Genomic DNA, 26,416 nt, shown 5'->3' on the forward strand with positions numbered 1-26,416 from the left:
CAGCGCCGCCCGTCAGAGGGAGGGCGGCGCGACACCGGGCCAGTTGGTTGCCTGATGATAGGCCTGACCAATCGCCAGCATGCGGGCATCGGAGCCAGTTGGGCCGAAAATCTGCATGCCGGTGGGCAGACCCGCCGCGCCAAAGCCGCAAGGTACGGCAAGGCTTGGCAGGCCAATCAGGCTGACCGGCACCACCACTTCCATCCATCGGTGATAGGTATCCATGGCCTGCCCGTTGATGGATTGCGGCCAGCGCCACTCAACCGGGAAGGGCCAGACCTGCGCCGAGGGCATCACCAGCGCATCAAACCGGGTGAAGAGCTTGGCTGCACGCGCATACCAGCGCGAACGGATGACGCTCGCCTCATAGACGTCGGCGGCTGTAACCTGCAGGCCCTGCTCGATCTCCCATTGCGTTTCGGGCTTCAGTTGCGCCCATATCACCGGGTCATTGCGAAGCACACCCTTGCTGCCCGCGTTCAGAAAGGCCCGCAGGGTCAGCCATGCCTTCCACAGCCTCTCTGCCGGGAAGGGTGGGGCCACGGGCTCGACGATCGCGCCAAGATCCTCAAGCACGCGCAGACCCGCCTCGCAGCATGTCAGGATGCCCGGCTCGCAGGGGTAGGCCCCGCCCCAATCGCCCAGCCAGCCGATGCGCAGGCCCTTCGGTTCAATGTTCAGCCGGTCGGCAAAGGGTTCGGCGCTGCGCCCGAAGGGCACCTCGGGATTCTCTCCGGCAAGAACGCCCAGCAGGCGCGCGACATCCTCGATGTTCCGACCCATCGGGCCCTCGGTCGCCATTGTCGCCATGAAGGTGTCGCCCACCGCGTCCGACGGCACCAGACCCCATGTCGGACGAAAGCCATAGATGTTACAAAAGGCGGCCGGGTTGCGCAGGCTGCCCATCATGTCCGATCCGTCAGCGACCGGCACCAGACGTGCCGCCAATGCGGCCGCCGCGCCCCCCGATGATCCGCCCGCGCTTTGCGAAAGGGCATAGGGGTTTCGTGTCGCGCCGAATACCGGATTGAAGGAATGGCTGCCATGGCCCCATTCCGGCGTGTTTGTCTTGCCGATGAATATCGCTCCCGCCGCCCGCATCCGCGCCGCGACAAGATCGTCTGCCTCGGGAACATAGTCGGCAAAAAGGGGCGACCCGTACGTTGTCCGCAGTCCCTTGACTGCAACCAGATCCTTCACGGCAATCGGCAGCCCGTGCATCCAGCCGACGGGCGCGGTATCATCCGCGGCCCGAGCCTCGGCCATCAGGGCGTCGCCATCGCGCAGGCTGACAATGGCGTTGATGCGGCCATTCCGTGCCTCGATCTGCCGCAGGTGGTCTTCCATCACCTCTGATGGCTTGACCTGCCGTGCGGCGATCAACCGCGACAGTTCGGATGCACCCAAGTCAGCAAGTGCCACGCCTTCTCTCTCTTCTTCTTTTCAAAAATATCCTCGGGGGGTACGGGGGGCTGACAGCCCCCCGCTCTTCCATCGCCAGCTGCGATCACTTCTGCAGTTCGGTCCAGATCGCGGTCACATATTCCTGCGCCTTGCCGGTGCAGGTAGGCAGGAACACGCCCGCTGCCTTGAACTCTTCCGGGATCACCACCTCGGGCGCCGTCTTCATGTCTTCGGGCATGAAGGCTTCCGACCCGGAGATCCCGTTGGCATAGCGGGCAAAGGCCGAGATCATCGCGGCATTCTCGGGCACCATGATGAAATCGAGGAACTTGTAGGCCTCTTCGACGTTCTGCGCGTCCTTGAGCAGCATCACCGAGTCCATGAACAGGGGATAGCCTTCCTTCGGATAGCCATAGGCGACATCCGGGTTGGCGATGCGCGCGCGCATCGTCGAGCCGTTCCAGTTCACGCTGGCCGCCCAGTCATTGTTCGACAGCTTCTCGGTGGCACCGTAGTCCATGCTGATCCAGTCGGGCTTGGCCGCCAGCAGCGCATCCCGTGCCTTCTTCAGGACCTCGGTGTCTTCCGAGCAGGGCTCGCCACCCGCCCACATGACTGCCATCGAGACGATGTCATTCATCTCGGGCACGACGTTGATCTTGCCCTTGAGCTCATCGGGCACATTCAGGAACACGTTCGAGGTGTTGATGTCACCGCCATAGACCTTGGTGTTGACCGCAACCCCGGTCGAGCCCCACTGCCACGGGATCGAGAACTTGCGACCCGGATCCCATGCAACGTCCTTCCACTCGGGCGCGATATTGCCGTGGTTCGACAATTTCGACATGTCGAACTCGGTCACCAACCCCTTTTCGACCCAGATCGGCACATAGTTGGCCGAGGGGACCACAAGGTCAAACCCGTGCCCACCGGCCTCGATCTTGGCCAGCGCGGTATCGTTGCTGTCAAAGTCGGTCACGGTGACCTTGATGCCGGTCTCTTTCTCGAACTTGGTCAGCAGCTCGGGGCTGGTGTAGTTGCCCCAGTTGTAAAGCTGCAGGACGCCCTCGGCCGAGGCGATGGAAGAGCAGCCCAGCAGCAAGGCCGTGGTGGTCAGTAGCGTCTTCATTCTTGTCTCCCTGTCGGTTTTCTTTGGTGGCGGTCAGTCCTTCTTCCGCGTCAGCAGGAAGAAGGCAGTCAGCAGGATCACGGTCAGGCCCAGAAGCCCGGTCGAGATTGCGTTTACTTCGGGCGTGATGGCACGGCGCATCTGGCCCAGCATGTAGGTGGGCAGCGTATCCTGCCCGCCCGATTTCACGAATTCGGTGATCACCACATCATCAAGGCTGATGACGAAGGCCAGCATCGCACCGGCGAGGATCCCCGGAGCCAGCAGCGGCAGTGTGACATGGCGGAAGGTCTGCCAGTCCGACGCATAAAGATCGTTCGCCGCCGTCTCGAGGCTGAGGTCCATCCCTTCAAGCCGTGCGCGGATCGGCAGATAGGCAAATGGGATGCAGAACGCGCTGTGGGCGAGGATCAGGTAGCCCAGGCCCTGATATCCCGTCCATGTCTTGACCATGCCGAAGAAGATGAGCAGCGCTACGGCCGTCACGATCTCGGGCACCATCAGTGGCTGGTTGATCATCACATAGATCGCGGTTTGCCCGCGGAATCCGGCGCGCCGCGTGGTTCCAAGGGCCGCCAGCGTCGCCACCGACGTTGCGATAATCGCCGCCACTGTCGCGATGGTCAACGACCGCAGCGTCGCGTCCTTGACGGCCTCGTTCGCCCAGGCCTTGCCGAACCAGTGCAGAGAGAACCCCTCCCACACCGCGATAGAGGTGCCTGCGTTGAAGGCATAGGCCACCAGCGTGAAGATCGGCAGGTAAAGGCAGACAAATGCGAGGATCGCGATGGTGGCAAAGCCCGGAATGCGCGTCGGTTGAAAGTTTGCCTCAGCCATGACCATGGCCCCCCTTGCTGGCTGCGCGCACATAGATCAGCAGGGCCGCCATGACGATGATCAGAAGCGTCATCGACAGCGCCGCGCCCAGTGGCCAGTTGCGGCCCTGTCCGAACTGCAGCTCAATGAAATTGCCGATCATCATGTTCTTGCCGCCGCCCAGCACGCGCGGCGTCACATAGGCGCCAAGCGAGGGGACAAAGACGAGGATGGAGCCCGCAACGATCCCCGGTTTCACGATGGGCAGGATGATGCGGCGCAGAACCTGCCAGCGGCTGGCATACAGGTCATAGCCCGCCTCCAGCAGCTTCATGTCGAACCGGTCGATGGCGGCGAAGAGCGGCAGCACCATCAGTGGCAGATAGACATAGGTCATCCCCATCAGCACAGCGGCATCCGTGTTGATGATGCGCAAGGGTGTCTCGAAGATGCCAAGCGCGATCATTACGGTGTTGAACAGCCCCTCGTTTCGGATCACCTCGTTGATCGCGAAGGTCCGGATCAGCAGGTTTGTCCAGAAGGGGATCGTGATCAGGAACAGCCAGACCGCGCGCGCCTTGGGGGGGCGCGTCGCGATGAACCAGGCGGTGGGGAAGCCCACCAGAAAGGTGAACAGCGTGGTCAGCAGCGAAAGCTTCACCGACCGCCAGAAGATCGTCAGATGCGCGTCGGCCAGTTGCAGCGTGTCGTCGAAGATATCCTTGGTGAACAGGATCCCCCTCCAGCCGTCCAGACTGAACGCCCATTCGACATTGCCGTATTTTCCGGGCGTCAGAAACGAATAGACCAGAACGATCAGCAAGGGCCCTGAGGCTGCTATGAGCAGCACGAACAGCGCAGGCGCCGACAGCGCCCATGCGTTGCGGATCGAGCGCGCGCGGGCGGCTTCCTCGTAGGTTGGCGGGGCGTCATCACGCGTACCCATGGTCATTGCTCCAGCACGCGGGTTGCGCCCTCGGCGAATTGCACGCCCACGGTGGTGCCGTTCATAAGGCCACTCTCAGTCGCCGTGCGGCTTTGCTGGCGGGCGACGATCTCGGTGCCGTCGCCCAGCACCAGGTGGTAATGCGTATCAGTTCCGAAATAGACCTGATCCCGGATCGTGGCGGGGATTGCACCCTCCGCGTCGCGCGGCACGATGCGCACATGTTCGGGGCGCACGGTGACAGTAAAGTCGCCGTGGTGGCGGTGGGTATTGCCTGCCGCGATACGGATACCGGATTTCAACGTGACATGCCCGCCCGAGACGGTCACCGGCAGGAAATTCGTCTCGCCGATGAAGCTTGCGACAAATCGGTTCACCGGCCGGACATAGATCTCGCGCGGGGCACCGATCTGCTGGATCTTGCCCGCGCTCATCACGCCGATCCGGTCGCTCATGGTCAGGGCCTCTTCCTGATCATGGGTGACGAAGATGAAGGTGATGCCGGTCTCATGCTGCAGGCGCTTCAATTCGACCTGCATCTCCTTGCGCAACTTCAGGTCCAGCGCCGAAAGCGGCTCGTCCAGAAGCAGCACCTTGGGTTTCGGCGCCAGCGCACGGGCCAGCGCCACGCGTTGCTGCTGACCGCCCGAAAGCTGGCTGGTCTTGCGGTCGGCCATCTGGTCAAGCTTGACCAGCGCCAGCATCTGCCGCGCGGTCTCTGCCACCTCGGCCTTGGGCTTGCCCAGCATCTGCAACGCAAAGCCCACGTTCTGCAGAACCGTCAGATGCGGAAACAGCGCATAGCTTTGAAAGACCGTGTTGACCGGTCGTTTGTTGGGCGGCAGGTGGGTGATGTCTTGCCCATCAAGCAGGATCTGTCCCGATGTTGGGCTCTCGAACCCCGCGATCAGACGCAGAAGCGTGGTCTTGCCGCAGCCGGAGGGGCCGAGCAGCGTAAAGAACTCGCCCTTGCGAATATCGACCGACACATCGTCCAATGCCCGAACTGCCATGCCGCCCTGGCCAAAGGCCTTGACTGCGTTCCGTACCTCGATGGCTATCTCGCTCACTCGCCGTTCCCGTCCCTGTTCTGATTTTTGATCATATTTTTCGACGATTCGGATTCGGGCAAGTCATTTTGCCCGGAGTGGCGGCTTTTCCCGAACCCAGGCGCCTGTTTTTTCCACCTCCGCACAAAGCGCGATCAATTCCTCATCCGCGCCATAGGGGGCGGCGAGGTGAATCCCGATCGGCAGGCCTGATGCGCTCATCCCCATAGGGACCGAGGCTGCGGGCTGGCCCGAGGCGTTGAACACCGCGCAGAAGGGCGAATAGGCGAAGATGCCCTCTGGTCCAGTGCGGTAGGCGACATAATCCTCTGTCGTATGAGCAAAGCGCCCAACCCGCGCGGGCGGCTCTGCCAGCGTGGCCGACAGGATCACATCGCAATCATCGAACACCGCCGCCATCTGCCGGCCAAAGGCATGGATCTCGCCGACGGCTTCAAGATATCGGGTGGGGTGCAGTCTCTCGGCATGGGCGAGGGCACCGCGTCCGACGCCTTCAACCAGATCGGGCGTCAGCGGTCGTCCGCGCAGGGCCTTGCGGATACCAAGGGCAGACCCCACCGCGACGATATCGGTCCACGCCCGCATCATCCCCCCGATATCGGCGCGCGGCAATCCTGGCGTCACGATATGGCCAAGGCTTTCAAGCAGTCGCGCGGCATTCAGCACGGCGCTGCGGACCTCGGGGTGGATGGCTGTGCCGGTAAAGGTGGTCTCGACCATCATCACCCGCAGGCGGCGCGGTGGCCGGCTGATCGCATCGGCATGGCTGCGCTGCAGGGGCGGGGCGACATAGGGCGCGCCCAGATCCGGCCCGGCGCAGGCATCGAGCATGATTGCGGTATCGCGCACGCTATGGGTCAGGAAGCCATCGATCGCCATCCCGGCCCAACCCTCGCCTGCATAGGGGCCATCGGGCAGGCGCGCGCGCGTCGGCTTGAAGCCGAAGAGGCCGCAGCATGAAGCCGGGATGCGCACAGATCCGCCGCCGTCCGACCCATGGGCAAAGGGCACGATCCCGGCTGCGACTGCAGCGCCAGCGCCGCCCGACGATCCGCCAGGGGTGTGGTCAAGGTTCCAGGGGTTGCGCGTGGGGCCGCCATAGACCGCGGATTCCGTGGCCGCACCGACGCCGCCTTCGGGGCTCGTCGTGCGACCCCATGTGACAACGCCGGTTGCGCGGATACGGTCATAGATCGCGCTGTCGCGGTCATATCGGGTATTCGCAAGCAGCCGCGAGCCGTTATGCGAGGGGAAATCCACCGCCTCGGCCCCGAGGTCCTTCAGAAGGAAGGGGATGCCGGAGAACGGGCCACGCGGCAGTCCCTTTGCGATGGCGTGCCGGGCCACGTCTTCCTGTGTCAGCACGACGGCGTTGACCTGCGGGTTTATCTCTGCCGATGCGGCGAGTGCGGCATCAAGCAGTTCAGTGGGCGAGACTTTTGCCTGCGCCACAAGCGCCGCAAGGTCGGTCGCATCGTGCGCCCCGAAACGATCCAGCATGTCGCCCCCATTGCCATGATTTGATCATAAGCTGGACCGGCAATACCCTTTGGGGCAATGCCATATGCGACAAGCGTGCGTCGGATTTTCCTTATCTCTGGATCAGGATTTCCTTCGTCAGTGTTCCGGCAGGATCAAAGATGAACATCCGCCCATCCGTTGTGACGACCCCGGTCCAACCCTTGCCCCTCGTGATCGCCTCGGGCACGGCCCCATCGGGCAGGGCGAGCGTGTCCGGAAATGCCGCCGCTTCCTGATTGGACGGGATCGGCAGCCGCGTGACAAGCAGCGTCACGATCGCTATGACGCCCAGGATCAGCGTGAGGGTCAACCCCGTCACGAGCCATTTGAGCCAGCGCAGCGAGGGCGGAAGCTCCAGCTTTTCAGAGGTGTCGTCCATGAGCTATTCCCTTGATGACGAAGATGCCGCGTCTGGCGTTCTGCGCGTGGTGATCGGTGATGACCCGCCCGAGCGTCTGGATAAGGCACTTGCCGCCGCCGTGCCAGAGGAGGCGGCACTTTCGCGGTCGCGCCTGACCAAGATGATCGCGGCGGGTGACGTGCGCAAGGAGGGGCAAGCGGTCACCGATCCCAAGGCACGCGTCCTGCCGGGCGAGACCTATGAACTTGTCCTGTCCGAAGCCGTCGAAGTGAATACCCAACCCGAGGACATCCCGCTTGATGTCGTGTGGGAGGATGCTGATCTCATCGTCATCAACAAGCCCGTTGGTATGGTCGTTCACCCTGCGCCGGGCTCGTGGTCAGGCACGCTGGTCAATGCGCTGCTCTTCCACTGTGGTGATACACTTTCGGGTGTGGGCGGTGAGAAACGCCCCGGCATCGTGCACAGGATTGACAAGGACACGTCCGGTCTTCTGGTCGTGGCGAAAAGCGACCGCGCCCATCACGGGCTTGCCACGCAGTTCGAACGTCATACCGTGAACCGCCACTACGTTGCGCTTGTGCACGGCATGCCTTCGGCTGCCGATCCGCGTCTGCGCGGGGTCAAGGGGGTCAGCTTTGAAAATGGCGGCATCCTGAAGATCGCGACACATCTTGCGCGCCACAAGACCGACCGCCAGCGTCAGGCCGTCGTCTGGAACGAGGGCCGCCACGCCGTGACCCGCGTGCGGGTTCTGGAAGCCTACGGGCATCCTGAATCGGCGAGCCTTGTCGAATGCTGGCTGGAGACTGGTCGCACCCATCAGATCCGGGTGCATATGGCGCATGTCGGGCATGGGCTGATCGGTGACCAGACCTACGGCGGCAAGCGCCGGGTCGCTGCGAAAGCAGTGGGCGAGGGTGCGGCCGAGGCCGCCAACAGCTTCCCGCGTCAGGCCCTGCATGCCGCGACACTGGGCTTTGTCCACCCCGTCACGGGCGAGGAACTTCAGTTCGAGGCGCCCTTGCCGCCGGACATGCGCGCCCTGACCGAGATGTTGCGCGCCGTGGAATGACAGGCCGAGGGGCACCCGCGCGCGCCTGAGAAGGACAAGACGCCCCTCGCTTCTTCTTTTCTCAAATATCCCGGGGTCCGGGGCAGAGCCCCGGTCCGGCGGCCTGGGCTGCGCTCCCTCAGTCAGGGTCGTGCTGTCCGTGGCTTGTCTTGTCCCACCAGAACGGGCGATCGATCAGCTCGCGAATGGCCTTGTAAGAAGCGAGCGAGCCAAGCGGGAAGTAGAAATGCAGCATCGGCGTCCATAGCGGCGACAGGCGGTTCGGCGTCAGCCGCATGGCGACCAGCGTCAGCGTGATCAACAGCGCCTCGGTAAAGAGGAAGAGGCCGAAGAGGAGCTGATAGGCCAAGGGCGGAAGTGCCGTGATCACCGGATGCGGAACGCCGAGCGGCACCAGCCAGAAGGTCCAGAGCACCGGCGCCAGCACATATTGCGAAAGCGTTGTCAGGAAGAAAACCTGAAAGCCTGCAAAGCGCCACCACCCCAGTTGCTGCAGCAGAAGCGCGGGGTCGCGCATATGCACGGCATAGGTCATGAAGTAGCCCTTGAGCCAGCGGGATCTCTGCCGGATCCAGGGCAGGGGGCGACAGTTCGCCTCCTCAAAGGTCGTGGTATCAATCAATTCGGTGCGATAGCCGTGGCGTGACAGTCGAATGCCCAGATCGGCGTCCTCGGTCACGTTGCAGGCGTCCCACGCACCCAGCTCTTCCAGCGCCTTGCGCCGGAAGAACAGCGTCGTGCCACCCAAGGGGATTGGCAGGCCGAGCCGCTCCATCCCCGGCAGGATGATGCGGAACCAGCTTGCATACTCCATCGTGAAGCAACGGCTAAGCCAGTTGGTGCGGGGGTTGTAGAAATCGAGCACCCCTTGCAGGCAAGCAACCCTCGAGCCTCGGTTCGCAAAGCGGCGCACCACCTTGCGGATCTGGTCTGGCTCTGGCGCGTCCTCGGCATCGTAGACGCCCACAATCTCGCCCCGGCACATCTTCAGCGCGTGATTGAGCGCGCGGGGCTTCGTCAGCAGCGCGCCATCCGGTGCAGTCACCACGCGCATCCATGCCGGAAGCACGGATTTGCGAAGGGCAGCCTGTGTCTCATGGTCATTGCGTTCGACGACGAGGAGGATCTCCAGGGACTCGCGCGGGTAGTCCAGCCGGGACAGGCGGCGTACCAACCTGCCTGCGATGTCACGCTCATGAAAGAGGGCGACAAGGATCGTGACCCTTGGCAGGGGGTCAGGCGAGGGTAGCCGGTCCTGCACCTGGCGTCGACGCAGGGCGGCAAAAATGGCGGCTGTCTTGAGGGCAGTCGAGAGGGCAAGCGAGAGCACCGCCCAGACCGTCATTGCCCATAGCATTGCCATGGGCACCAGCAGCGCAAGCATGACCAGCACGCCAAGGCAGATGCGACCGAACCGCAGCTGCCGAGCGCCGCCCCAGCTTCGGCAGCTTTCGGGCGCGGGCACGGACTGTCGGGCGGCGAGGTCCAACTCTTCGCCGCACAGGTCGAGCACGGCTGCCTCTAACCGGTCGCGCGGGATCAGCGCCATGGCGACCGGTCCGAAGATGTCGGTCAGGCGCGGCTCCATTTCGGCAAAAGCTTCGGGCCAAGGTGTCGCGATCAAGGTGAGCTCACCTGTTTCCCGCCATGGCAGAAGACCTTCACGCAAGCATGTCTCGGCCCCGAGGCGATCGATCAGCGCGCGGTCGGCGGGAATTTTATCCAGGTCGGCCTGTGGGGCCCCCCAGTGCCGGGCAGTGACGCGGGCAAGTGCGGTCTCAGCTACAAGACCGCGCGCCAGCAGCACCTCGTCCAGACGGCAGCCGAGCTGCGCCTGCAGGCGCAGCGCATTGATCAGATCCTCGGTTTCGACAAGCCCCTCGCGAAGCAGGCTCGAGGCCAACGCGAGTGCCGCCCCCTCATTCTGGCGCGGAGGAGTGGAAACCAGCTGCAGCCCAGCCCCGGCCGGCTGAGCGGCGATGGCGGTCAGGCCTGCACGTGCCAGTCGTATGACCATTGCCCTTCGCCGTCTAAGCCCCGGTTCCCACCGGGGTAGCAGCGAAATGGTTAAGGCAAGGTTAAGCCGGGCGCATCAGGCGCGCGGCAAGGTGTCAAGCAGAACGGCGCGCCCGCATCGCCTCGGCAAAGCGTTCGAACAGATAGAAGCTGTCCTGCGGGCCGGGGCTGGCTTCGGGGTGGTGCTGCACCGAAAAGACAGGCTTGCCCTTGACCGCGATGCCGCAATTCGTGCCGTCGAAAAGCGAAACGTGCGTTTCCTCGACGCCTGCGGGCAGGGTCTGGGCATCAACGGTGAAGCCGTGGTTCATCGAGGTGATCTCGACCTTGCCAGTGCCAACCTCTTTCACCGGGTGATTGGCGCCATGATGCCCGTGGCTCATTTTCACGGTCTGTGCACCAAGGGCGAGCGCAAGCATCTGGTGGCCAAGGCAGATGCCAAAGACCGGCAGATCGCGCTTCAGAACCTCCTGGATCATCGGAACCGCATAGGTGCCGGTCGCGGCCGGATCGCCAGGACCATTCGACAGGAACACACCTTCGGGATTGTGGGCCAGCACCTCTTCCGCAGTTGCGGTCGCGGGCAACACCGTCACTTCGCAGCCGGCCGAGGCGAGGCAGCGCAGGATGTTGCGCTTGGCGCCATAGTCCACCGCCACGACGCGCAGGCCAGGCCCTTCGCGCCGGGTGTAGCCCTCAGGCCAGGCCCAGCGTTGCTCGTCCCAGCGATAGGATTGCGCGCAGGTGACGTCCTTGGCGAGGTCAAGCCCGACCAGACCAGACCAACCGCGTGCGCGCGCCACAAGCGCCTCGATATCAAAGCGGCCCTCGGGATTGTGCGACAGCGCCACATGCGGGGCCCCTTGCTGACGGATCGCACGCGTCAGGCGCCGGGTGTCAAGGCCACCGATCCCGATGCGGCCCTTTTGCAGCATCCACGCCTGCAGGTCAGATGTCGCGCGCCAGTTCGACGGCTCGGTCGGGTCCCATTTCACCACCATGCCGGCGGCAACCGGTTCGGTGGTCTCGTCATCTTCCGGCGTCACGCCGGTGTTGCCGATATGGGGAAAGGTAAAGGTGACGATCTGGCCGGCATAGGATGGATCCGTCATGATTTCCTGATAGCCGGTCATCGCGGTGTTGAAGACCAGTTCGGCCACCGTCTCGCCCACCGCGCCAAACCCGTGTCCGTAGAAGATCGTGCCGTCTGCGAGGGCGAGGCAGGCGGTTGGGGCGGCTGACTTGGGCATGGCGACTCTCCGGATAAACGCCCGGAACCTATGGGCAGGGGCGTCTGGGGTCAAGCCTTTTGCGCAGATGCGGCGCAAGGTAATTTTCCTCAATGATATCAATAGTATGTAGCGGGACTGAATGGTTGTGCCTGCGCGGCGGTCGGGATAGAGTGTTTGCTGACTGCCATAGGGGAATGGGTGAGACATGAGCCTGCGCGAACAGCTGCAGACCGCGTTGAAAGAAGCGATGAAAGCCAAGGCCGCCGAGCGGCTTTCGACGCTGCGGTTGATCAATGCCGCGATCAAGGACCGCGAGATTGCCCTGCGGGGCGAGGGTGAGGGCGCCGAAGTTGATGATGCCGCGATCCTTGCGATACTGGGCAAGATGGTGAAGCAGCGTCAGGAAAGCGCGCGCATCTATGAAGAAGGCGGCAGGCTCGACTTTGCCGAGCGTGAGCTGAACGAGATCCGGGTCATCGAGGAGTTCCTGCCACGCCAGCTGTCGCAGGACGAGGTCGGTCAGGCGATCACCGAGGCCATTGCCGAGGCGGGGGCGACCTCAATCCGTGACATGGGCAAGGTCATGGCGGCGCTGAAGGCCAAGTACACCGGCCAGATGGACTTCGGTGCGGCGGGCCCGCGGATCAAGGAACTTCTGGCCTGACAGGGCGCGCCGGCGGCGCTGAACCGCCGGCGCAGTTCTCGCGCCTCAGCCCGGTGCCTTGTAATGGGCCGCGATCGTGCCTGCACGCTTTTGCGCCGCAAGAAATTCGGCTGAGGTAAACGCCTGAACCGTCTTGAGGTTCGCCACGCTGCCCGAGGCACCTGCAACCATCAGCGCCGATAGCATGGCTTGGGTATCATCGGTTTCGACCGTCATGTGAAAGTCGGTCTCGCCCGTGGTCAAGAGATAGGATCGAAGCTTTCCACCCGTCGACTCGATCAGCGTCCGCACGGCAGCTTCGCGGTCACTGGGGTTGGCGATCAGGCTTCTGAGCCCGTTGGATGTGTAATTTCCTGTGACGATGTGTAGGGCCATGTCGTCCTCCCATTGCCCGCTGGCCTTGAATTCCGCCAGCGGGCCTATGGTATCACATCGCAGGACCCACGTCGCAGATCAGAACGGGGCAGATCAGAACGGGGCAGATCAGAAACGGGGCAGGTGGAGGTTTCCGGGGCCAGTCTCGGGGGTGCGGCGTGCCGTCGACCGTGCGATAGGGCCTGTGCTAGCCGCGCAGAAGGGCCGCGCGCAGTTCGTCGTGCAGGGCAATGCGCTCCTCTTCAGAGAGAAAGGCGCCGATCTCCACCTCTCGACCGCTTCCGCGCAAGGTAAGGTAGTGCGGCACTGGCCCGCCCTTGGGGTAGAGCGTCACCACAACCCAATGCGGGTTGGCCTGCCATTCGGCGCGCTGCCCGTGGGGCCCGTCCCGCTGCAGTCGAACCTGGTTTTCGGCAAGCTCCAGACGCTCAAAGATCGCGCCATCGCGGTAGGACCGTTCAAGCGCCCACCAGAGCGCGGCAATCGCTGTCAGCAGAAATGGCAAAAGCGCCCAGAGGACGGGCGTCCCCAAGACCGCAAGCAAGGGTAGCGAAATCATCGTCGCAGTCGCGCCGATGAACCAGACGAACCCGCGTCGGGGCAATGACCGATGGGGCCACAGGTGCAGTGACCTGCCCGCATCCGAAGGATGAAGCCATTGGTAAGGCATGAAAACCCGCGCGCGATCCTTGATGCAGGAAACCGCTGCCCGCCTGGCTATGCAAGAGGGTTTTCGCATTCCGGATAGCCGCACCGGCAGCATCGGGCATTCTATCACAATGCCCGTCATTCGGCGGGTCGACAGGGAGATGCACAAGATGACCAAGACCACATTCCTGCTGGCCGCGATCACCGGCCTTGCGTTGACCGCCTGCGTGGATGCCGTGCCCGTCGTTGAAGAGGTTGATGTGCTGACCATCGCACCGACCAGCGCCGACCGCGCGACGCCGGCCTACAAGTCGTGCGTCGCAGCGATTGCAAAGCAGGTCGGCGTATCGACGAAGGACGTTGCTGTGTTCGACTATCAGTTCTCGGAGGCAGGGACGCAGATACAGGCCACTGTCGCAGGTGCCGTTGCCCCATGGCGCTGTCTGTCTGCGAATGACGGCACGGTTGCGGAAGTATCCTACACCGGCAGCGAGGGCGCGCTCTAAAGGTCGCCCCCTAGATCAAGGTGCAATGAAAAAGGCCCCGGATCTCTCCGGGGCCTTTGTCTTGGTGTGCCTTGGGCTCAGTGAGCGTGGGCCTTGTCCCAGTCCTCACGCTTGGGCAGCTGCTCGAACGTGTGTTCGGGCGGCGGACAGGGCAGGGTCCATTCCAGCGTATCGGCATATTCGTTCCAGTAGTTGTTCTGGGTCACGCGGCGACCGGCGAACAGCGTGTAGAACACGATGACGATGAACAGCAGGAACGAGGCGAAGGCCAGGAAGGCGCCGATCGACGAGATCTTGTTCCAGTAGGCAAATGCCTCCGGGTAGTCGATGTAGCGGCGCGGCATGCCCTGACGGCCCAGGAAGTGCTGCGGGAAGAAGGTTAGGTTCGCACCGATGAACATCATCCAGAAGTGCACCTTGCCGAGGAATTCCGGGTACTGCCGGCCCGACATCTTGCCGATCCAGAAGTACACCCCTGCGAAGATGCAGAAGGCAGCGCCCAGCGACATGGTGTAGTGGAAGTGCGCCACGACATAGTAGGTGTCGTGATAGGCGCGGTCGATCCCGGCCTGCGACAGAACGATGCCGGTCACGCCGCCGATGGTGAACAGGAACAGGAAGCCGAGGGCGAAGAGCATCGGCGTCTTGAACTCGATCGAGCCGCCCCACATGGTCGCGATCCACGAAAAGATCTTGATGCCGGTGGGCACCGCGATCACCATGGTGGCGGTCATGAAGTAGGCCTGCTGGGTCAGCGACATGCCGACGGTGTACATGTGGTGCGCCCAGACGACGAAGCCCAGTGCGCCGATACCGACCATCGCATAGACCATCGGCAGGTAGCCGAAGATCGGCTTGCGCGAGAAAGTCGCGATCACATGGCTGGCAATCCCGAAGCCCGGAACGATCACGATGTACACTTCCGGGTGGCCGAAGAACCACAGGATGTGCTGGTAAAGGATCGGGTCACCGCCGCCGGAGGGCTGGAAGAAGGTGGTCCCAAAATTCCGGTCGGTCAGCAGCATGGTGATGGCGCCAGCCAGAACGGGCAGCGACAGAAGGATCAGCCATGCGGTCACGAAGACCGACCAGGCGAACAGCGGAACCTTGTGCATGGTCATGCCAGGCGCGCGCATGTTCAGGAAGGTGGTGATGATGTTGATCGCGCCCAGGATCGACGACGCGCCCGACAGGTGCACCGCAAAGATCGCGAGGTCGGTCGAATAGCCCGGCTCCGAGGTGGAGAGCGGCGGGTAAAGCACCCAGCCGATGCCCGAGCCGGCCTGGTCGTTGCCGCCCGGCGCAAAGACCGAAGCCACGGCCAGCGAGGTGCCGGCGACATAGAGCCAGAACGACAGGTTGTTCATGCGCGGGAAGGCCATGTCCGGCGCGCCGATCTGCAGCGGCATGAAGTAGTTGCCAAAGCCGCCGAACAGCGCCGGAATCACCACAAAGAACATCATCAGGATGCCGTGCGCGGTGATTGAGACGTTCCAGAAATGTCCGTTCGGGGTACAGGCGTTTGCCGCGTCGGCAAACAGGCGGAACCCTTCAAGGCACATATGCTGGACGCCCGGCTCCATGAGCTCGAGCCGCATCAGCATGGTAAAGCCGACCGAAAGCAGGCCGGTCAGACCTGCGACGAAAAGGTAAAGAATCCCGATGTCCTTGTGGTTCGTAGACATGAACCAGCGGGTGAAGAACCCCCGCGTATCGTGTTCGTGGCCATGAATGGCTGCGTCTGCCATCGGCGCCTCCCGTGATGTTGCGTCGAAACGGCGGTCGGAATGGGATTCCCGCCGCCTGATAAGGCATTACTAGTCGGGCGATGGGGGCGCGGCAATCGCTGACTTTGATCTGAATCAAGAAAAAGGTCGAATGTCACAAAGGTCGCAGGGGCACGACGTCGCAGGTGGGGCGCGGGGCTCAAATGCATGGAGCCGCGCGGATAGTCATCCACGCGGCCCCACTTTGCAGACAAGGGGATCTGGTTATTTCTTGACCGAGGCGAGGTAGGCGGCCATGTCCTCGCCACCCTTGGTCAGCTTGAAGGTCATCTTCGATTTTGCCGCATCGTCGCCGAGCGTCTTCTTCAGCCAGGCGGCGGGGTCTGCCACATACTCGGTCAGCGAGGCCTCGTCCCAGACGGTTCCTTTCGCGCCGACGGCTGCGATCGAATCCCCGTATTTGAAACCCTCGACGCTTGCGACGGTGCGACCGATCACGCCGTAGAGGTTCGGGCCCGTCTTGCCGCCCTTCTGAATCTCGGTGCCGTCGTCCGCGACGATGGCGTGGCAGGCCTTGCATTTCTTGAAATCGGCCTCGCCCTTGGCCGCGTCCCCGGCAAGGGCCGGGGCGGCGAAGGCAAATGCCAGGGCGGGAAGCAGATACAGCGTCTTCATCATGTCCTCATGTCTGACCTTGCGGCTTCGCCGCTGGGAAAAGGCCTGCGCATGATGGTGACCCGCACGCCTGCTGGCAAGTGAACGAAGGTCGCAGGCGAACGGGTCAGCGACAGCTGGGCGGATTTCCGACACAGGCATCAAAAGTCCGCATCAAGGCGGCGTCCAGATCGGCCATTGTCACGGGCAAGCCCAGGTCGACAAGACTGGTCACCCCATGGTCGCGGATGCCGCAGGGAACGATGCCCGAGAAATGCGAAAGGTCGGGCTCTACATTGATCGAGATGCCGTGAAAGCTGACCCATTTCCGCAGCTTGATGCCAAGCGCTGCGATCTTGTCCTCGGCCGGGGTGCCGTCAACGCTGACCGGGCGGTCGGGCCGGGTCACCCAGACACCCACCCGACCGGGCCGGATCTCGCCCTTGACGTTGAATTCGGCCAATGCCGCGATCACCCAGTTTTCCAGCTGTCGCACAAAGCAGCGGACGTCCTCACCCCGGCGCTTTACGTCGAGCATCACATAGACGATGCGCTGACCTGGCCCGTGATAGGTGTATTGCCCGCCGCGACCGACCGCAAAGACCGGAAACCGGTCGGGCTCGACGAGGTCTTCGGGCCGGGCCGAAGTGCCCGCCGTATAGAGAGGTGGGTGCTCCAGCAGCCAGATCGCCTCATCCGCGCGGCCTTCGGCAATGGCGGTGGCACGGGCCTCCATCGCCGCAAGCGTCTCGGCATAAGGGCTCAGGCCCGGCAGATGGGTCCATTCGACCATGAAATCCTCGCGGAAAAGTCTCGCATTCAGGCGATGTCATGCTAGTCTGAGAGGGATTGTTCAACGCTTATTTTTCCGGAGATGCGCAATGAAGAAGCAAACTTTAGTCATATCCTCGACGCTTGCAGCCGCACTCGCCTTTGGGCCGGCGGCCCCTGTGCGGGCTGATGCGGGCGATGCCATAGCGGGCGCGCTGGTCGGGGGGATCATCGGCCATGCCATTGCCAGGGATCAGCAGCGCAGACAGACCTATGTCGCGCCGTCGAGATCCAGCAAGTCAACCCGTTCAAGCGGCATTTCCTCGGCGCAGAGGGAGTCGAACCGTGAGGTGCAGACCGCGCTGAACTACTTTGGATACAACGTCGGCACGCCGGACGGCTCGATCGGGCCGCGCAGCCGGTCGGGCATCTCGTCCTATCAGGCGACGCTGGGCTATCCGCCCACAGGCCAGTTGACGGAATATGAGAAGACGATCCTTGTCACGGCCTATCACCGCGCCGTGGCCGGCGGGCCGCAGGTTATGCAGGTGATCGGCACCCACCCGATGGGCACCAAGGGTCTGCTGATCGTCCAGCGCGACGAGATGGCGGGAGTGCCGTCACAGCCCGTGGTGTCAACTGCTGGAACCATGGCCGCTGCTCCGGCCCCGGTTGAGCCGCCAGCCGCCGCACTGCCTGCGCTGGTGGCCGAGCCTGCACCGGAGCCCGAGGCCCCTGCAACGGCGCTGCCGGTCTTCGGTGGAACCCTCGTCTCGCTGAGTTCGCATTGCAATCAGGTTGCGCTCAAGACCAGTGCCAATGGCGGCTATGCAACCCTTGCGTCGATGTCCGACCCCTCGCAGGCCTTGTCCGAGCAGTTCTGCCTGCTGCGCGCCGCCGCGATCCAGCAAGGGGAAGAGCTGTCGCGCGGTGTGGCTGGCGTGACGCCCGCGCAGATGGCCGAACAGTGCCAGGCCTATGGCCCGGTGCTGAAGGACCATGTCACCGCCGTGTCGCTGCAACCTGCCTCTGACGTTGTGGCCGGTGTAACGCAGTTCATCGCACAGTCGGGCATGTCGCCCGCACAGCTGTCGGGCACCTCGAAAATCTGCCTCGGGGTGGGCTATGCCGTGGACGACCCGAATGTCGCCATCGGCTCGGCGCTGGTGCTGACCGCGCTTGGCGAGTCTGGCTATGCAGCGGTGCCGGGGCACCATCTGGCTGACGGTATCGGTGCGACGCGCAGGCCAGACCTCTCGATGCAGTGGTTCGAACTTTCGGGCGGGGCCGCGGGGATACCCGGTAGTTCGGCAGGACAGGCAGAGCTGGTTCACAAGGCGATCTTCATGCTGAACGGGCGCAGCGATGCCCCGGTCGCGCCTGCCACCCCGCTGCCGGTTCTCGCGCCCGAGGCACCCTCGACCCTTGTCGAGGCTGCGCCTGCGCCCATGCCCGCGGCCCCTGTAGAGGTGGCCGCCCCGGTCGAGTCGGACACGGCTGGCGCGCCTGCAACGCAGCCTGTCGCCGCGCAGGCGGTCTCGGTGATGACCGCCTTGCCACGGCTGATGCTGGGCAACTGATCCAAGCGCCGGGCGGGTACCACCGCCCGGCCTTTGCGCCACAAACAGCATGAAACCAATCGGAAATCAGGGTGGTTCGATCAGCGCAAAATTTTCGCTGGTTCGACGGAAAACCCCCTTTTCATCCCCGCAGGCCTAGGCTAGACAGCGCCTCACCAAGCCAGATCGTGCGGATGTGGCGGAATTGGTAGACGCGCAGCGTTGAGGTCGCTGTGGGGTAACACCCGTGAAGGTTCGAGTCCTTTCATCCGCACCATTTGAAGCAGATAAGGCCCCGCTTTTGCGGGGCTTTTTCTTTTTCGCCTCCTGTGGCCCCACAACTCGCCCCACAATCAATTCTCCTGTCTTTTCTGACTTCGATCGGGACCTCAACCTTTCCGGTCTTGTGCAAAGACCTTGATCGGCTCTTGTCGGAATGCAGACGTATTGTTGCGCAAGCGGGCGGCCCGGCACACTGGGTGCGGGATGGACATTTCGCCGAAGGCAAACCCTGCGACACACCCGACGCGATACAGGAAGCGACTCAGGAAGTCGCGACAGACCCTTGACGCCACCAAGATAGGGCTTCGGGCTAAAGGCTTAAGGCATGTGCGGGAGCACAAGATTAGAAACGATCTATTGCATCAATCGTGATCGTCTGCTGTCTGTCAATTGAACTGGCCTTGAATTTGTGTTTGAGCCGTTTCTCTGATGGATTAGACCTACCCATGGGACAAGTGATCGCAGGGCAAATAGACATAAGGACGGCAGGAAGAAATAATGTCGAAGGCTGTTAAGAGATTTTTGATGCTTGGAGCAATCGCGCTGATGATGCAGATCATAGCGGTGCATGACTTCTCCGCCCTTGCCGAAACCGCGCCCGTATCAAGCGGCCTAGAGGTGACATGCGGCAAGAAGCCAAAGGGTAAGGTGCTCTACAGGGGGCGTCATCATACGGAAATTGTTGCCCGCGGCGATGAGGCTGGAGCGAATGTTCTCTTCGGAAGTCGCGGATCTCCCTTGGGGGAGCGGAGATTTGCAGTGTTGAAGGGGGGGGGAATGCTGGATCGAGTTCTTCGCGCCCACACTCACTGGAAAGAACGTAAGGGCTACGGGCAAATTTTCTGAGGCGTTTTCTGATTACGGCTCTAGCCGTAGCGGAATAGATCATTCGCTGGCGAGAGTGAGTATTGTTGAGTTCGTGAACAAGGCTAGCCCTGGTCCTAGTAAGTGCTTTAAATCTTACTTGGATGGGGTTGACGCGAGGAAAGAAGTTGATCCAACTTCGCCGGAAGCAGCGAAGCTTGACCCCGTAGCGTTACATCGGGTCTATTCAAAGTGTTTGGACAAAGAACTGGCGGAACTGGATAAGCGCGGATTTGTTGGTGTCTGGATCGTCAGACCCGACTTGCCCTTGAGCGGTTTCGCGTGGCTGGATGGCAAGCTCTTTACCTATAACTGATGGTAATCGTGAAATGGCGGTCGTCGTGGATTGCGATGCCACATGATGTTATGATCGCCTCACGGATCGGAGATCTACAAGCCCGTTACGGCAGGCGGTTGCAATAGGGGCATTTACCGGTCACGCCTGCCGCACCATTCACCGCCCGACCCAAAAAGGCGGGCGTTGTGGTTCCTGAAAACCCTCTGCAGTTCAACCTGAAAGTCCGCGCGCCAATCGGCTGGTGCGGCTGTCGCGCATCGCAAATCCCAAGGCTCGGGCGTCGGTGTGCGCCGCGACATGCGCGACCAGTCGCGAGAGAAGCTCGGCGATCTCTGGGCCTGAATGTTGTGGGGGCGCGGTTGCGCAGTCGGGCTCGGCGGTCTCGACCGAACGTTGCAGAGCGGGCAGGTAAAGCGGCCGCCCACCGAAATATGCCTTGTCCATTCGTGCCGCGTCTGCCTCGAAGGCCGCCTCCATCAGGCGCGCCATGGCCGCCGGCACTGGCAGGCGGGCGGTTGGGCGTTTGCCGCAGACTTCGGAATGCAGGCGCGCAAACTCACGCCCCAGAGTGGAGCGGAACTCTTGCGGCAATTCAGTCGTGTGCCTTTGAAGAAGACGCAGAATCTCAAGTGCCTCGGGTGGCAGGGATTCGTTAATGGTCGCGGGGGGCTGCCAACTGTCCGGCAGTGGGCCCAGGATCGTCGTAAAGAAGTCTGCGACCACATCGTGACGCGCCAGTTCTGCCCGGATCATCGGGCGATATCGATAGCGCGCGCCGAAGACGCCCTGCCATTGCTCGATCCGGGCGGCGTGATGATATAGGCCTGAGTCGATGCACAGGTGGACGTGGTCCTCAAACGTGTCGGTCGCCCGGCCAATCTTGATGTCTTCGGCATAACGCGAGACGACGGCTTCGTAATGCGGCCGGAAATAGTGCAGAACCACGTAGTCGTCGGCGAGATCCGCCAGATAAGCCTCAAACACCTCGCGCAGGATCTGCGGATCGCCCAGCGACAGAAGCTCGGCTGAAATCACGCAAAGATCTGCTGAATGGGAGGCAACCGTCTCCCGGAACTCTTCAAGCCTCGGCCTGCGACCGGCGGCGCGTGTGGTCAGGGGGCCTTTCATGATGTTGTGGTTCAACCCACTCCCCGGATAGGCGAGGCTTACCCCCACATCCGGCACGTTCCCCCCGGCAAGCGCCGCCTGGATCGAAGTGGATCCGGTTTTCATGTCGCCCACATGCAGAACGATGGTGCGAAAGCGTTTGGCCATGTCGAGCAGTCCAAAGGTAGCGCAGTGATTTGCGGAATGTCCTATATGTAGTATTGCGCCTTCTTGACGCCAGGGCAATCACTGATTGCCCCGCAGCCGCCGGTTGCGCCTGCTGCGGCATGCGATAGCGTAGCGCCAAAGGAGACCGATATGGCCGATACCGCTGTTTACCTGCGCGATTACCAACCCTTTGCCCATTGCGTCGATCAAGTGGAACTGACCTTCCGGCTTGCTCCGAATTCAACGCGGGTGAGCGCGCGGTTGCACATGCGGCCGAACCCTGCACGTGAAGGCCGCCATGACCTGCGGCTTGATGGCGAGGGGCTGCGCCTGATCGCGCTGATGCTGGATGGCCGCCCGCTGGACGCGACGCCGGATGACAATGGGCTGACCATCCCTGCGGCAGATCTTCCGGGCGGACCTTTTGTGCTGGAGACCGAGGTGGAGATCGCACCCGAGGCCAACACCGCGCTCGAGGGGCTCTACATGTCAAACGGCATGTACTGCACGCAATGCGAGGCCGAGGGCTTCCGCAAGATCACCTTCTATCCCGACCGCCCCGATGTGATGGCCCGCTTCCGCGTGCGGGTCGAGGGCGACGCGCCGGTTCTGCTGTCGAACGGAAACCCGATGGGAGCAGGCCCCGGTTGGGCGGAGTGGGACGATCCCTGGCCCAAGCCTGCCTATCTCTTCGCGCTGGTTGCCGGCGATCTGCGGGCGCATGGCGACACATATACCACGGCCTCGGGGCGGCAGGTTGCGCTGAACATCTGGGTCCGGCCCGGAGACGAGCATCGCTGCCAATGGGGCATGGACAGCATAAAGCGCTCGATGGAGTGGGATGAGCGGGTCTATGGGCGCGAATATGATCTCGACGTGTTCAACATCGTTGCCGTCGATGATTTCAACATGGGGGCGATGGAGAACAAGGGGCTGAACATCTTCAACTCGAAATGTGTCCTCGCCACACCCGAGACGATGACGGATGACGAGTTTGCCCGGATCGAAGGCATCATCGCGCATGAGTATTTCCACAATTGGACCGGCAATCGCATCACCTGTCGCGACTGGTTCCAGTTGTGCCTGAAGGAGGGGCTGACGGTCTATCGTGATCAGCAGTTCTCTGGCGATCTGCGCGGCCATGCCGTCAAGCGGATCGAGGACGTGCTGGCCCTGCGCGCGCGCCAGTTTCGCGAGGATCAGGGGCCGCTTGCGCATCCGGTGCGCCCCGACAGCTTTGTCGAGATCAACAATTTCTACACCGCCACCGTCTATGAGAAGGGCGCCGAGATCATCGGCATGCTGAAGCTTCTGGTGGGGGATGACGGCTACCAACGCGCGCTCGATCTCTATTTCAACCGCCATGACGGGCAGGCGGCCACGATCGAGGACTGGCTGAAAGTGTTCGAGGATGCGACGGGCCGCGATCTTTCACAGTTCAGCCGCTGGTATTTCGAGGCCGGAACCCCGCGAGTGAAGGTCTATGAGGCATGGTCGCCGGGCGCGGAGGGCGGTGTCTATACCCTGACACTTGCGCAAGAGAACCCGCCCACGCCCGACCAGCCCACGAAGGGCGCAAAGGTGATCCCGGTTGCTGTCGGCCTTCTGAACCCGAATGGCGACGAGGTGGTACCAACCACCGTGCTGGAGTTGACCAAGCCGGTCGAGAGCTTCCGGTTCGAGGGGTTGGCCACGCGGCCCGTGCCATCGATCCTGCGGGGATTCTCGGCGCCGGTGGTGCTGGAACACGACATCAGCACCGAGACGCGGGCCTTCCTTCTGGCGCATGACACCGACCCGTTCAACCGGTGGGAGGCGGGCCGGGCGCTGTCCAAGGAGGTGCTGGCGGCGATGGTGGCGCAAGGTGCGCCCGTCTCGCGGCACTGGTTGTCGGGTCTTGCCCGGCTGGTGCGGGACGAAAGCCTCGATCCGGCCTTCCGGGCGCTTGCCATGCGGTTGCCATCCGAGGACGACATGGCGGCGACACTGGCAGATGCTGGGCATGTGCCAGACCCCGCGGCGATTCATGACGCGCGCGGGCGTATGTCGGATGCACTGGCCGCTGAACTTGCGCCCGAACTGCCCGGCCTGCGCGAGGCAATGGCGACGCCCGGCCCGTTTTCGGCCGAGGCCGGACCGGCTGGACGACGCGCCCTTGCCAATGCCTGTCTGGCGCTTCAGACGCGTCTGGACGGTGGCACGGCTGCGCGGGCGGCCTTTGATGCGGCGACCAACATGACCGACCGGCTTTCCGCGCTCGTCTCCTTGCTAACCGTGGGGCAGGGCCGCTCTCAGCTTGCCGCCTTTGAGCACGACTGGCAGGGCGATCGGCTGGTGATGGACAAGTGGTTTTCGGTGCAGGTGCTGCATGCGTTGCCAGATGCGCTGGTTGATACAGTCAACCGACTGACGGCCCGGCCGGATTTCACCATGGGGAACCCGAACCGTTTTCGCGCAGTGATGGGGGCCTTGTCGGCAAACCACGCAGGCTTTCACCATGCGAGCGGCGCGGCCTATCGCCTGCTGGCGGACTGGCTGATCCGGCTGGATGCCAAGAACCCGCAGACCGCGGCACGTATGTCCACCGCCTTTGAAACCTGGCGCCGCTATGACGCGGGACGGCAAGAGAGGATCCGGGCAGAGCTTTCACGCATTGCGCAGACACCGGGCCTGAGCCGGGATCTGGCCGAGATGGTCGGGCGCATGCTGGGTTAAGGCAGAAGGGAGCGCTCGCGCCCCCTCTGAGCCTTGCGGCTCGTTCACCCCCTGAGGGTATTTGGACCACGGGAATGGGGGGATCGGGGCGCGCTTGCGTGCCGGACGCACTGCTGAGCAAAAGCGGGCGGGGGAACAGCCCCCCGCTGCAAGGTCAGGTGGGTTGGCAGTAGCTTTGCTGGCTGACCCAGCTCCGCATTGCGGCGCGCTTGTCAGCCTTGCGGAAGGGCATCCAGTCGCGGCCGATGCCCTGTGCGCCGTTGCCCACGGCCACGCCATCACGTTCGACCTGATAGGCCAGCATCTCGACCGCGCATGCCAGATTGGCCGAGCCATCCTTCAGCGCCGAGCTGGAGGTCGCATCGCAGCCATAGTTGGCAGCCGAGCGTGGCGAGATTTGCATCAGGCCGATGTAGCGGCCACCGCCGCCGGCTGCACGCGGATTATAGCTGCTTTCATATTTGCCGACCGCCGAGATCAGCCCGGCCCAGAAAGCGCGGCGATCCATCAGCGAGGCGTCCTGATACCCGGGGCACCAGGTTTCAATGTCGTGCGGGATGCGGTTTGCCAGGGTGTCATCCTCTTGGGCGACAGCCATCAGCGTGTTCACAGTCCATTCGGAAGCTTGCGGGTGGTGATCCCAGCCCATCGGAGGCGGAGTCGTTGCACGGCTCACCGCGTCGGTGGCGTTGGTCGTGCATCCTGCCATGGCGAGCGCAGCCATGAGTCCGATGATACCGAGTTTGACCTGCATTGAGCTATCCGAGGTGGCATCGCGATCCTTGTGCGACGCGGGGTTTGTGCCCCCGGCTACCCGAGTCGGGCAACCCATCTGATTCCGGATGCGCGAAAATCCGCCCGTCGCGCCTTGCCGCAGCCCGGTTCGGCGCCTATGAAGGGGCAAGTTTGCGAGGGGTATCCGATGCTCGATCTGACCTATGAAGCGCCGAAGCCGAAGGTGATCGCCGGGGCGAAACATGACTGGGAACTGGTGATTGGCATGGAAATCCATGCGCAGGTCTCGTCCAATGCCAAGCTGTTTTCCGGGGCGTCCACAACGGTCGGTGCCGAGCCAAACTCGAACGTCAGCTTCGTCGATTGCGCCATGCCCGGCATGCTGCCCGTCATCAACGAGTACTGCGTGGAGCAGGCGGTCCGGTCGGGTCTTGGGCTGAAGGCCAAGATCAATCTGGTCTCGGCCTTTGACCGCAAGAACTATTTCTACCCCGACCTGCCGCAGGGCTATCAGATCAGCCAGCTCTATCATCCCATCGTGGGTGAGGGGGAAGTGATCGTTGAAATGGGTCCGGGCGTTGCCCGCCATGTGCGGATTGAGCGGATCCACCTTGAACAGGACGCCGGCAAGTCGATCCATGACATGGACCCCAACATGTCCTTCGTCGATTTCAACCGCACCGGCGTGGCCCTGATGGAGATCGTCAGCCGCCCCGACATCCGGGGGCCCGAAGAGGCGGCGGCCTATGTCTCAAAGCTGCGGCAGATCCTGCGCTATCTGGGCACCTGCGACGGCGACATGCAGCACGGCAACCTGCGGGCGGATGTGAACGTCTCGGTCTGCCGTCCCGGTGCCTATGAGAAGTATCAGGAAACGCAGGATTTTTCGCACCTGGGCACGCGGTGCGAGATCAAGAACATGAACTCGCTGCGCTTCATCCAGGCGGCCATCGACTATGAGGCCCGGCGCCAGATCGCCATCATCGAGGATGGTGGTACCGTGGTGCAGGAAACCCGTCTTTATGACCCTGACAAGGGCGAGACGCGGTCGATGCGGTCAAAGGAAGAGGCGCATGACTACCGCTATTTCCCGTGCCCGGATCTGTTGCCGCTGGAGATCGATCAGGCTTGGGTCGATGATATCGCAGCCGCCATGCCCGAACTGCCCGACGCCAAGAAGGCGCGGTTCATGTCGGACTTCGGGCTGACCGATTACGATGCCAATGTGCTGACGGCCGAGCTGGACAGCGCCGCCTTTTTTGAGGCGGTGGCGCAGGGCCGCGACGGTAAGGCTGCGGCGAACTGGGTGATCAACGAGCTGTTTGGCCGCCTGAACAAGGAAGGCCATGCCATCAGCGAAAGCCCTGTTTCGGCGGCACAGCTGGGGGGCATGCTCGATCTGCTGGGCAAGGGCGAGATCACCTCGAAAATGGCCAAGGAGCTGTTCGAGATCCTCTGGACCGAAGGGGGTGATCCTGCCGAAGTGGCCGCCGCGCGCGGGATGAAGGCCGTGACGGATACCGGCGCAATCGAGAAGGCGCTGGATGACCTGATCGCGGCCAACCCCGCGCAGGTGGAAAAGGCCAAGGTCAACGCCAAGCTTGCGGGCTGGTTTACCGGTCAGGTGCTGAAGGCCACGGGCGGCAAGGCCGATCCGGCGGTCGTCAATGCGATGGTCGCGCAGAAGCTGGGGCTCTGATTCCCCTCGTCACGCCGGCTTACAGGGCGCCCTCGGGCGCCCTTTTTCATGGGCAATGCCCTGCCGAATGACGC

The 26,416-nt window shown here is 62.9% G+C and carries 23 protein-coding genes and 1 tRNA gene; 8 read left to right on the forward strand and 16 right to left on the reverse strand.

What is annotated here, in order from left to right:
* Positions 1-12 precede the first annotated feature (12 nt).
* The 7 genes from FQU74_RS11375 to FQU74_RS11405 all read right to left on the reverse strand — a co-directional run bounded on the left by FQU74_RS11375 (position 13) and on the right by FQU74_RS11405 (position 7,265).
* Positions 13-1,422, reverse strand: a complete 1,410-nt coding sequence (locus FQU74_RS11375) for an amidase (protein ID WP_146286578.1) — start codon at positions 1,420-1,422, stop codon at positions 13-15.
* Between the two features lie 85 nt (positions 1,423-1,507).
* Positions 1,508-2,533, reverse strand: a complete 1,026-nt coding sequence (locus FQU74_RS11380) for an extracellular solute-binding protein (RefSeq protein ID WP_146286579.1) — start codon at positions 2,531-2,533, stop codon at positions 1,508-1,510.
* A 33-nt stretch (positions 2,534-2,566) separates the two neighbouring features.
* Positions 2,567-3,370: an ABC transporter permease gene (locus FQU74_RS11385; protein WP_146286580.1), complete on the reverse strand. Its 804-nt coding sequence runs from the start codon at positions 3,368-3,370 to the stop codon at positions 2,567-2,569.
* Positions 3,363-4,295, reverse strand: a complete 933-nt coding sequence (locus FQU74_RS11390; RefSeq protein WP_146286581.1) for an ABC transporter permease — start codon at positions 4,293-4,295, stop codon at positions 3,363-3,365. The genes FQU74_RS11385 and FQU74_RS11390 overlap by 8 nt, the downstream gene beginning before the upstream one ends.
* 2 nt (positions 4,296-4,297) lie before the next feature.
* A complete protein-coding gene (locus FQU74_RS11395) occupies positions 4,298-5,308 on the reverse strand; it encodes an ABC transporter ATP-binding protein (protein WP_146286660.1) in 1,011 nt (336 codons plus the stop codon).
* A gap of 120 nt (positions 5,309-5,428) precedes the next feature.
* On the reverse strand, positions 5,429-6,865 hold the full coding sequence (locus FQU74_RS11400) for an amidase (RefSeq protein ID WP_146286582.1): 1,437 nt from the start codon (positions 6,863-6,865) through the stop codon (positions 5,429-5,431).
* A 91-nt stretch (positions 6,866-6,956) separates the two neighbouring features.
* Positions 6,957-7,265: a DUF6476 family protein gene (locus FQU74_RS11405; RefSeq protein WP_146286583.1), complete on the reverse strand. Its 309-nt coding sequence runs from the start codon at positions 7,263-7,265 to the stop codon at positions 6,957-6,959.
* Here FQU74_RS11405 and FQU74_RS11410 point away from each other — a divergent pair.
* Positions 7,264-8,322 carry an RluA family pseudouridine synthase gene (locus FQU74_RS11410; RefSeq protein WP_146286584.1) on the forward strand — a complete coding sequence of 353 codons (1,059 nt, stop codon included), beginning with the start codon at positions 7,264-7,266 and terminating at the stop codon, positions 8,320-8,322. The two genes, FQU74_RS11405 and FQU74_RS11410, sit on opposite strands and share 2 nt — an antisense overlap.
* A gap of 118 nt (positions 8,323-8,440) precedes the next feature.
* Here the strand turns inward: FQU74_RS11410 and FQU74_RS11415 are convergent, their stop codons facing one another.
* Together FQU74_RS11415 and carA are read right to left on the reverse strand one after the other, a co-directional pair.
* Positions 8,441-10,339, reverse strand: a complete 1,899-nt coding sequence (locus FQU74_RS11415; RefSeq protein ID WP_146286585.1) for a glycosyltransferase — start codon at positions 10,337-10,339, stop codon at positions 8,441-8,443.
* Between the two features lie 94 nt (positions 10,340-10,433).
* The gene (gene carA / locus FQU74_RS11420) at positions 10,434-11,588 is read right to left on the reverse strand and encodes a glutamine-hydrolyzing carbamoyl-phosphate synthase small subunit (RefSeq protein ID WP_146286586.1); all 1,155 of its coding nucleotides are present in this window, start codon (positions 11,586-11,588) and stop codon (positions 10,434-10,436) included.
* A 187-nt stretch (positions 11,589-11,775) separates the two neighbouring features.
* On the opposite strand from carA, the gene FQU74_RS11425 reads away from it, so the two are divergent.
* Positions 11,776-12,234 (forward strand): GatB/YqeY domain-containing protein, encoded by a 459-nt coding sequence (locus FQU74_RS11425; protein ID WP_146286587.1) that lies wholly within the window; start codon positions 11,776-11,778, stop codon positions 12,232-12,234.
* A 45-nt stretch (positions 12,235-12,279) separates the two neighbouring features.
* Here the strand turns inward: FQU74_RS11425 and FQU74_RS11430 are convergent, their stop codons facing one another.
* Entirely contained in the window at positions 12,280-12,609 is a 330-nt protein-coding gene (locus FQU74_RS11430; protein WP_146286588.1) for a GYD domain-containing protein, read from the reverse strand.
* Positions 12,610-12,796: 187 nt separating this feature from the next.
* Entirely contained in the window at positions 12,797-13,279 is a 483-nt protein-coding gene (locus FQU74_RS11435; protein ID WP_146286589.1) for a DUF2244 domain-containing protein, read from the reverse strand.
* 148 nt (positions 13,280-13,427) lie between these two features.
* On the opposite strand from FQU74_RS11435, the gene FQU74_RS11440 reads away from it, so the two are divergent.
* The gene (locus FQU74_RS11440) at positions 13,428-13,763 is read left to right on the forward strand and encodes a hypothetical protein (protein ID WP_146286590.1); all 336 of its coding nucleotides are present in this window, start codon (positions 13,428-13,430) and stop codon (positions 13,761-13,763) included.
* Positions 13,764-13,840: 77 nt separating this feature from the next.
* On the opposite strand, the gene ctaD is transcribed toward FQU74_RS11440, so the two are convergent.
* The 3 genes from ctaD to lipB form a co-directional block, all read right to left on the reverse strand.
* Positions 13,841-15,511, reverse strand: coding sequence for a cytochrome c oxidase subunit I (gene ctaD / locus FQU74_RS11445; RefSeq protein ID WP_146286591.1), 1,671 nt, complete (start codon positions 15,509-15,511; stop codon positions 13,841-13,843).
* Between the two features lie 243 nt (positions 15,512-15,754).
* Positions 15,755-16,165 (reverse strand): c-type cytochrome, encoded by a 411-nt coding sequence (locus FQU74_RS11450; protein ID WP_146286592.1) that lies wholly within the window; start codon positions 16,163-16,165, stop codon positions 15,755-15,757.
* A gap of 106 nt (positions 16,166-16,271) precedes the next feature.
* Complete coding sequence (gene lipB / locus FQU74_RS11455; protein ID WP_146286593.1) at positions 16,272-16,937, reverse strand: lipoyl(octanoyl) transferase LipB; 666 nt, start codon at positions 16,935-16,937, stop codon at positions 16,272-16,274.
* An 88-nt stretch (positions 16,938-17,025) separates the two neighbouring features.
* Here lipB and FQU74_RS11460 point away from each other — a divergent pair, with 88 nt between their 5' ends.
* From FQU74_RS11460 to FQU74_RS11470, 3 genes are all read left to right on the forward strand, one after another.
* Complete coding sequence (locus tag FQU74_RS11460; RefSeq protein WP_146286594.1) at positions 17,026-18,495, forward strand: peptidoglycan-binding domain-containing protein; 1,470 nt, start codon at positions 17,026-17,028, stop codon at positions 18,493-18,495.
* 169 nt (positions 18,496-18,664) lie between these two features.
* Positions 18,665-18,751: transfer RNA gene (locus tag FQU74_RS11465), tRNA-Leu, on the forward strand.
* Positions 18,752-19,254: 503 nt separating this feature from the next.
* Positions 19,255-19,602, forward strand: a complete 348-nt coding sequence (locus tag FQU74_RS11470) for a hypothetical protein (protein WP_146286595.1) — start codon at positions 19,255-19,257, stop codon at positions 19,600-19,602.
* 526 nt (positions 19,603-20,128) lie between these two features.
* Here the strand turns inward: FQU74_RS11470 and FQU74_RS11475 are convergent.
* A complete protein-coding gene (locus FQU74_RS11475) occupies positions 20,129-21,193 on the reverse strand; it encodes a hypothetical protein (RefSeq protein WP_146286596.1) in 1,065 nt (354 codons plus the stop codon).
* A gap of 150 nt (positions 21,194-21,343) precedes the next feature.
* Here FQU74_RS11475 and pepN point away from each other — a divergent pair, with 150 nt between their 5' ends.
* Positions 21,344-23,908, forward strand: a complete 2,565-nt coding sequence (gene pepN / locus FQU74_RS11480; RefSeq protein WP_146286597.1) for an aminopeptidase N — start codon at positions 21,344-21,346, stop codon at positions 23,906-23,908.
* 154 nt (positions 23,909-24,062) lie between these two features.
* Here pepN and FQU74_RS11485 read toward each other — a convergent pair whose 3' ends face one another.
* The gene (locus FQU74_RS11485; protein ID WP_146286598.1) at positions 24,063-24,662 is read right to left on the reverse strand and encodes a transglycosylase SLT domain-containing protein; all 600 of its coding nucleotides are present in this window, start codon (positions 24,660-24,662) and stop codon (positions 24,063-24,065) included.
* Positions 24,663-24,830: 168 nt separating this feature from the next.
* Here FQU74_RS11485 and gatB point away from each other — a divergent pair, with 168 nt between their 5' ends.
* Positions 24,831-26,342 (forward strand): Asp-tRNA(Asn)/Glu-tRNA(Gln) amidotransferase subunit GatB, encoded by a 1,512-nt coding sequence (gene gatB / locus FQU74_RS11490; protein ID WP_146286599.1) that lies wholly within the window; start codon positions 24,831-24,833, stop codon positions 26,340-26,342.
* Positions 26,343-26,416 lie beyond the last annotated feature (74 nt).

Origin of the sequence: Gemmobacter aquaticus (genome assembly GCF_007859075.1) — a bacterium.
Taxonomy (GTDB): domain Bacteria; phylum Pseudomonadota; class Alphaproteobacteria; order Rhodobacterales; family Rhodobacteraceae; genus Gemmobacter; species Gemmobacter aquaticus.

Coding starts and splice junctions, on each gene's coding strand:
- FQU74_RS11385 (WP_146286580.1), bottom strand. CDS start 3,370: ATGGCTGAGGCAAACTTTCAACCGACGCGCATTCCGGGCTTTGCCACC.
- FQU74_RS11485 (WP_146286598.1), bottom strand. CDS start 24,662: ATGCAGGTCAAACTCGGTATCATCGGACTCATGGCTGCGCTCGCCATG.
- FQU74_RS11415 (WP_146286585.1), bottom strand. CDS start 10,339: ATGGTCATACGACTGGCACGTGCAGGCCTGACCGCCATCGCCGCTCAG.
- FQU74_RS11405 (WP_146286583.1), bottom strand. CDS start 7,265: ATGGACGACACCTCTGAAAAGCTGGAGCTTCCGCCCTCGCTGCGCTGG.
- FQU74_RS11460 (WP_146286594.1), top strand. CDS start 17,026: ATGAAGAAGCAAACTTTAGTCATATCCTCGACGCTTGCAGCCGCACTC.
- gatB (WP_146286599.1), top strand. CDS start 24,831: ATGCTCGATCTGACCTATGAAGCGCCGAAGCCGAAGGTGATCGCCGGG.
- FQU74_RS11380 (WP_146286579.1), bottom strand. CDS start 2,533: ATGAAGACGCTACTGACCACCACGGCCTTGCTGCTGGGCTGCTCTTCC.
- FQU74_RS11430 (WP_146286588.1), bottom strand. CDS start 12,609: ATGGCCCTACACATCGTCACAGGAAATTACACATCCAACGGGCTCAGA.
- FQU74_RS11395 (WP_146286660.1), bottom strand. CDS start 5,308: ATGGCAGTTCGGGCATTGGACGATGTGTCGGTCGATATTCGCAAGGGC.
- FQU74_RS11410 (WP_146286584.1), top strand. CDS start 7,264: ATGAGCTATTCCCTTGATGACGAAGATGCCGCGTCTGGCGTTCTGCGC.
- FQU74_RS11425 (WP_146286587.1), top strand. CDS start 11,776: ATGAGCCTGCGCGAACAGCTGCAGACCGCGTTGAAAGAAGCGATGAAA.
- FQU74_RS11400 (WP_146286582.1), bottom strand. CDS start 6,865: ATGCTGGATCGTTTCGGGGCGCACGATGCGACCGACCTTGCGGCGCTT.
- FQU74_RS11440 (WP_146286590.1), top strand. CDS start 13,428: ATGACCAAGACCACATTCCTGCTGGCCGCGATCACCGGCCTTGCGTTG.
- FQU74_RS11435 (WP_146286589.1), bottom strand. CDS start 13,279: ATGCCTTACCAATGGCTTCATCCTTCGGATGCGGGCAGGTCACTGCAC.
- pepN (WP_146286597.1), top strand. CDS start 21,344: ATGGCCGATACCGCTGTTTACCTGCGCGATTACCAACCCTTTGCCCAT.
- FQU74_RS11450 (WP_146286592.1), bottom strand. CDS start 16,165: ATGAAGACGCTGTATCTGCTTCCCGCCCTGGCATTTGCCTTCGCCGCC.
- FQU74_RS11470 (WP_146286595.1), top strand. CDS start 19,255: ATGTCGAAGGCTGTTAAGAGATTTTTGATGCTTGGAGCAATCGCGCTG.
- FQU74_RS11475 (WP_146286596.1), bottom strand. CDS start 21,193: ATGGCCAAACGCTTTCGCACCATCGTTCTGCATGTGGGCGACATGAAA.
- ctaD (WP_146286591.1), bottom strand. CDS start 15,511: ATGGCAGACGCAGCCATTCATGGCCACGAACACGATACGCGGGGGTTC.
- carA (WP_146286586.1), bottom strand. CDS start 11,588: ATGCCCAAGTCAGCCGCCCCAACCGCCTGCCTCGCCCTCGCAGACGGC.
- FQU74_RS11390 (WP_146286581.1), bottom strand. CDS start 4,295: ATGGGTACGCGTGATGACGCCCCGCCAACCTACGAGGAAGCCGCCCGC.
- lipB (WP_146286593.1), bottom strand. CDS start 16,937: ATGGTCGAATGGACCCATCTGCCGGGCCTGAGCCCTTATGCCGAGACG.